This is a genomic window from Rhodococcus sp. ENV425 (assembly GCF_002887785.1).
GTDB classification, from domain to species: Bacteria; Actinomycetota; Actinomycetes; order Mycobacteriales; family Mycobacteriaceae; genus Rhodococcus; species Rhodococcus aetherivorans.
Genome location: NZ_PCZU01000218.1, coordinates 15663 through 20869 on the forward strand (window position 1 = coordinate 15663; position 5207 = coordinate 20869).

The 5207-nt window shown below is 74.6% G+C and carries 6 protein-coding genes and 1 riboswitch; of the genes, 3 read left to right on the forward strand and 3 right to left on the reverse strand.

Going from position 1 to position 5207, the window contains the following annotated elements:
- The coding region (locus CQZ88_RS31355) for a hypothetical protein (protein WP_258008673.1) at positions 1 to 200 on the reverse strand (200 nt) is incomplete at its 3' end.
- Positions 201 to 272: 72 nt separating this feature from the next.
- Positions 273 to 467, reverse strand: a riboswitch (cobalamin riboswitch).
- Between the two features lie 37 nt (positions 468 to 504).
- On the opposite strand from CQZ88_RS31355, the gene CQZ88_RS18965 reads away from it, so the two are divergent.
- Genes CQZ88_RS18965 through CQZ88_RS18975 form a run of 3 tightly spaced genes read left to right on the forward strand, consistent with a single transcriptional unit; the run spans position 505 to position 3736 of the window.
- Positions 505 to 1563, forward strand: coding sequence for a cobalamin biosynthesis protein CobG (locus tag CQZ88_RS18965; protein WP_065922249.1), 1059 nt, complete (start codon positions 505 to 507; stop codon positions 1561 to 1563).
- The gene (locus CQZ88_RS18970; protein ID WP_006945411.1) at positions 1560 to 2210 is read left to right on the forward strand and encodes a precorrin-8X methylmutase; all 651 of its coding nucleotides are present in this window, start codon (positions 1560 to 1562) and stop codon (positions 2208 to 2210) included. The genes CQZ88_RS18965 and CQZ88_RS18970 overlap by 4 nt, the downstream gene beginning before the upstream one ends.
- A complete protein-coding gene (locus CQZ88_RS18975; RefSeq protein WP_029545397.1) occupies positions 2207 to 3736 on the forward strand; it encodes a precorrin-2 C(20)-methyltransferase in 1530 nt (509 codons plus the stop codon). Before CQZ88_RS18970 ends, CQZ88_RS18975 begins: the two co-directional genes overlap by 4 nt.
- A gap of 54 nt (positions 3737 to 3790) precedes the next feature.
- On the opposite strand, the gene CQZ88_RS18980 is transcribed toward CQZ88_RS18975, so the two are convergent.
- Together CQZ88_RS18980 and cbiT are read right to left on the reverse strand one after the other, a co-directional pair.
- The gene (locus tag CQZ88_RS18980; protein ID WP_006945407.1) at positions 3791 to 4555 is read right to left on the reverse strand and encodes a cobalt-precorrin-4/precorrin-4 C(11)-methyltransferase; all 765 of its coding nucleotides are present in this window, start codon (positions 4553 to 4555) and stop codon (positions 3791 to 3793) included.
- Positions 4552 to 5207, reverse strand: a 656-nt coding sequence (gene cbiT, locus CQZ88_RS31360; RefSeq protein WP_258008674.1) for a precorrin-6Y C5,15-methyltransferase (decarboxylating) subunit CbiT, incomplete at its 5' end; no start/stop codon positions are given. The genes CQZ88_RS18980 and cbiT, both read right to left, overlap by 4 nt.

The window sequence follows — 5207 nt, forward strand, 5'->3', positions numbered from 1 at the left end:
AGGACCGCGTCGATACCGTTCTGCCAGGACCGGACGGAGCCCAGGATGCGGACGATCACCAGGTCGGCGCCGTCGAGGAGGCGGGGAAGCTCGGTCTCGACGTCGAGGCGCGACGGGTTGCCCAGCGCGTACTCGGCGTCCGAGCTCAGCGCCGACAGCAGGTCGGTGTCCGACGTGGACAGCAGCGCGAGCCGCGTCACGACCGGGCCCCGCGCAGTTCCCGATCGCCCCTGCGCAGCACGAAATCAGCCATGTTCAGTCTCCAAACCCTCGTGGACTTCCCGCGCCGTGGCCGGTCTCCTGGCTGACGGATCATCGCTGCCGCGCCGACCTTCCCGGACTTCCGTCCAGTGGTCTCCGGACCGGCGGACCGGTCCGGACGAGGGCGAGCACCTACCCGCTCACAGTGGCGAGGGCCGCGCCGGTCTCACACCGGCTTCCCGAGCACCACGGCAGGTGGAGCGTAACGCACCGCTTCCTCGTCGTGTGCAACCATGTGCCCCCATGGCCGACCTTCCCCCGGACCGGTGCCCCGGTCTGCTGCGCCCCCACCTCGCCGCCGACGGCGCGCTGGTGCGGCTGCGCGCGCCCGGCGGCAGGCTCCCGGACGGTGGACTGCGGGCGCTGTCGGCGGCGTCGACCGCCTTCGCGGACGGCGATATCCACCTCACCTCGCGCGGAAACCTGCAGCTCAGGGGCGTCACGGTGGACGAGTGCGGCGGTGTGCCGGCCGGCCTCGTCGACGCGGTGGCGGCGGCCGGGTTCCTGCCGGCACCGTCGCACGAACGGGTCCGCAACGTCGTCGCCTCGCCGCTGTCCGGGATCGTCGGAGGACGCGCCGACCTCCGTCCGCTGATCGGCGCGCTCGACGCCGCCCTGTGCGCCGAACCCGTGCTCGCGCAGCTGCCGGGCCGGTTCCTGTTCGGCCTCGACGACGGTCGCGGCGACGTCGCGGCCCTGCGCTGCGACCTCGCCGCGGTGGCCGCCGACTCGGGGTCGTTCGAGATCGCGATCGGCCGGCTCTGCGGTCCGGTGGTCCCGGCCGACCGGGTCGTCGACACGCTGATCGACCTGGCGCGACGGTTCGCGGCGGTGCGCGGCACCCGCTGGCACGTGCACCAGCTGCCCGAGGCGGGGGCCGAGCTCGGGGGCGGCGCGCCGCTGCCGCCGGCCGCCCGGTACACGATGCCGTACGGCCCCCTGCCGGGAGCGGTCTCGGCGCTGGTCCCGCTGGGCATCCTCTCGCCGGCGATGGTGGCGGCGCTGCCCGAGTCGGAGGTGATCGTCACGCCGTGGCGCGGCCTCGTCCTCGCCGGCGAACCCGATCCGCAGCCGCTGCGCGACGCCGGGTTCGTGCTCGACGGTGCGTCGCCGTGGACCCGCACCACCGCGTGCGCCGGCGCGCCGGGGTGTAGCCTCGCCGAGGGCGACACCCGTTCCGCGGCCCGGCGTGCCGTCGCCGGCGCGCCCCCGGCCGGGCACCTCCACGTCGTGGGATGCGAACGATCCTGTGGCGCCCCGAATTTCCCACATACCCTCCTGTTCGCGAGGACCCGCCCATGACGCCCACTCCCCCACCCCGGCGCTACGACTACGTCACCGACGGCGCCGACATCTACGTCCGGTCGTTCGCGACGATCCGTGCCGAGACGGACCTGTCCGCGATCCCCGCCGACGCCGAGAAGGTGGCGGTGCGGATGGTGCACGCGTGCGGCCAGACCGACCTGACCCGCGACCTCGCGATCCATCCGGACCTGGTGTCGGCGGCGCGCGGGGCGCTGCGGGCGGGCGCGCCGATCCTCACCGACGCCCACATGGTCGCGTCCGGGGTGACGCGCACGCGGCTACCCGCGGACAACGAGGTGCTGTGCCTTCTGCGCGATCCGCGGGTGCCGGACCTCGCGGCGGCGTGGGGCACCACCCGCTCGGCCGCGGCGGTCTCGCTGTGGGAGGACCGGCTCGACGGCGCGGTCGTCGCGATCGGCAACGCCCCCACCGCGCTGTTCCACCTGCTCGAGCTGATCGACGCCGGCGGCCCCCGGCCCGCCGCGATCGTCGGGGTGCCGGTCGGGTTCATCGGCGCCGCCGAGTCCAAGGAGGCGCTCGCCGCGCATCCGCTGCAGCTCCCCTACCTGGTGGTGCGGGGACGCCGCGGGGGTTCGGCGATGGCGTCGTCCGCGATCAATGCCCTGGCCCAGGAGGCGGAGTGAACGACACCGGACGGTTCTACGGCGTGGGGCTCGGCCCCGGCGATCCCGAGCTGATCACCCGCAAGGCGGCGCGGCTGATCGAGCAGGCCGACGTGATCGCCTACCACTCGGGCACCCACGGCCGCTCCATCGCGAGGGGCATTGCGGCCGAGCTGATCCGGGAGGGGGTGATCGAGGAGGCGTTGATCTACCCGGTCACCACCGGCACCACCGACCATCCCGGCGGCTACGACGGCGCCATCGCCGACTTCTACGACGAGTGCGCGGCGCGCCTGGCCGCCCACCTCGACGCCGGCCGCACCGTCGTCGTGCTGTGCGAGGGCGATCCGCTGTTCTACGGCTCCTACATGTATCTGCACGACCGGCTCGCGGATCGCTATGCGACCGAGGTGGTTCCGGGCGTGACGTCGGTGTCCGCGGCCGCCGCGGCCGCGGCGGAACCGCTGGTGCGGCGCACCGACGTGCTCACGGTGCTGCCCGGCACGCTGCCCGAGCCGGAGCTGGCGCGCCGTCTCGCCGACACGGACGGCGCCGCGATCATGAAGCTGGGCCGTACCTTCCCCGCGGTCCGCAGCGCGCTCGCCCAGGCGGGCCGGCTCGACGACGCGGTGTACGTCGAGCGCGCGTCGATGGGCGGGCAGCGCATCGTCCCCGTCGCCGAGGTCGACGCCGACGCGGTGCCGTACTTCTCGGTGATCCTCACCCCCGGCGACCGGGCGCCGCGCAACCGGAATATCACCGACCGGTCCCGGCCCGTCGTCGCCGATGCTCCCGAGGCGGTCGCTGCCCGGGAGCTCCTCGTCGTCGGTCTCGGCCCCGCGGATGAGAAGTGGCTCACCCCCGAGGCCGCCGCCGCGCTGGCATCCGCCGACCACATCGTCGGCTACGGGCCCTACGTCGACCGCGTGCCGGTCCGCCCGGGCCAGCGGCGGCACGCGAGCGGGAACACCGTCGAGGTGGACCGGGCCCGGTTCGCGCTCGAGCTGGCGCTGTCCGGGGAACGGGTGGCCGTCGTCTCGGGCGGCGACGCCGGGGTGTTCGGGATGGCGTCGGCCGTGTTCGAGGCCGCGCAGGATCCGCGGTTCGCCGAGCTGCCGGTGCGCGTGCTACCCGGGGTGTCGGCGATCCAGGCGGTGGCCGCGCGGGCGGGCGCCCCGATCGGCGGGGACTTCGCCGTGATGAGCCTGTCCGACCGGCTCAAGCCGTGGGAGGTGATCGAGCGGCGGCTCGCGGCCGTCGCGCAGGCGGACCTGGTGCTGGGTCTGTACAACCCGGCGTCGCGGTCGCGGACCACGCAGGTCGCGCAGGCCCAGGCCGTGCTGCTGCGGCACCGGCCGGCCGACACCGTCGTCGTGGTCGGCCGCGACGTCGGCCGCCCCGGCGAGTCGCTCGAGGTGACCACGCTCGAGAAGCTCGACCCGGCCACGATCGACATGAAGTGCCTGCTCATCGTGGGATCGTCCGGGACCACGGTCACCGACGCCGGCGCGGTGTGGACGGCGCGGTCGGTGCGCTCCGATTCCTGACATCCGTGCGGTACACCGGAATCCGCGCCCACCGCGGCGGGCGCGGATTCCGGGTCAGCGCGTGAATTCCGTGCGATCCCGCGCCGGGTCGTAGAGATGCGAGCACGCGACGTCCGGCTGCGCCCGCACGCCCAGGGCCCGGCCGACGACGATCACCGCGGTGTGCTTCAGTCCCGCCGCCTCGGCCCGGTCGGCGATGTCGGCGAGGGTGCCGCGCAGCACCAGCTCGTTCGGGCGGGACGCGAACGCCACCACCGCGGCCGGGCAGTCGGCGCCGTACTCGCCGCTCAGTTCCTCGGCGAGGGCGCGGATGCGGGTGATCGCCAGGTGTAGCACCAGGCTGGCGCGCAGTCCCGCGACGCGCGCCAGGGACTCGGTGTCGGGCATCGCCGTGGATCGTGCCCGGGTACGGGTGAGGACCACGGTCTGCACCAGTTCGGGCACGGTCAGCTCCGCGCCGAGGGTCGCGGCGGCGGCCGCGTAGGCCGGCACGCCGGGGGTCACGTCCCAGGGCACCCCGGCCGCGTCGAGCCGGCGCGTCTGCTCGGTCAGGGCCGAATACAGCGACGGGTCACCGGAACACAACCGGACGACGTCGAGGCCGCGCCGGTGCGCGTCCACCAGGTGCGCGGTGATCTCGTCGAGGTCCAGGTGCTGGGTGTCGACGAGTTCCGTGTCGGGCCGGCAGTGCGCGAGCACCTCGGCGTCGAGGTAGGTGCCGGCGTAGAGCACCACCGGTGCCTCGCTCAGCAGCCGCGCCGCCCGCAGCGTCAGCAGGTCGGCCGCACCCGGCCCGGATCCCACGAAGTGCACTGTCATTTCTCGCCTTTCGTCACCTGCCACTGCACCACCGGGCGCAGCGCCTGCCAGCCGCTGAACCCGCCGAGGGGTGCGGCCTGCTCCACGGTCAGCCGGGTCAGCTCCCCGCCGTGGGTCTTCCACCACTGCACCAGCGTCGCCTCGGTCTCGAGCGTCACCGCGTGCGCGACCAGCCGTCCTCCCGGACGCAGTTCCTCCCAGCACTTTTCGAGCACACCGGGAATCGATCCGCCGCCGCCGACGAAGACGGCGTCGGGGGTGTCGAGGCCGTCGAGCGCCGCCGGGGCGGGGCCGCGCACCACCGCGACCGACGGGACGCCGAGCCGCGCGGCGTTGCGCACGATCCGCTCCGCACGCCCCTCGTCGCGCTCGATCGCGACGGCGCGGCAGCGCGGATCGGTACGGGCCCATTCGATCCCCACCGAACCGGCGCCGGCGCCGACGTCCCACAGCAACTGCCCCGGTCGGGGCGCGAGCGCGCACACCGCGGCGAGCCGGATCGGGCGCTTGGAGATCTGCCCGTCGTGCTCGAACGCGTCGTCGGGCAGGCCCGGCGCGGTGGAATAGCCCTCCGCGCCCCGGCATTCGACGCAGACCACGTTGAGGGCGGGGGCGTCGCCGGACCACTCGTCGGCGGTGGCGCTGCGGCGGG

Bases quoted from the DNA above. Each gene is read 5' to 3' on its own strand.
- CQZ88_RS18965 (WP_065922249.1), top strand. From the start codon at position 505: ATGGCCGACCTTCCCCCGGACCGGTGCCCCGGTCTGCTGCGCCCCCAC.
- CQZ88_RS18970 (WP_006945411.1), top strand. From the start codon at position 1,560: ATGACGCCCACTCCCCCACCCCGGCGCTACGACTACGTCACCGACGGC.
- CQZ88_RS18980 (WP_006945407.1), bottom strand. From the start codon at position 4,555: ATGACAGTGCACTTCGTGGGATCCGGGCCGGGTGCGGCCGACCTGCTG.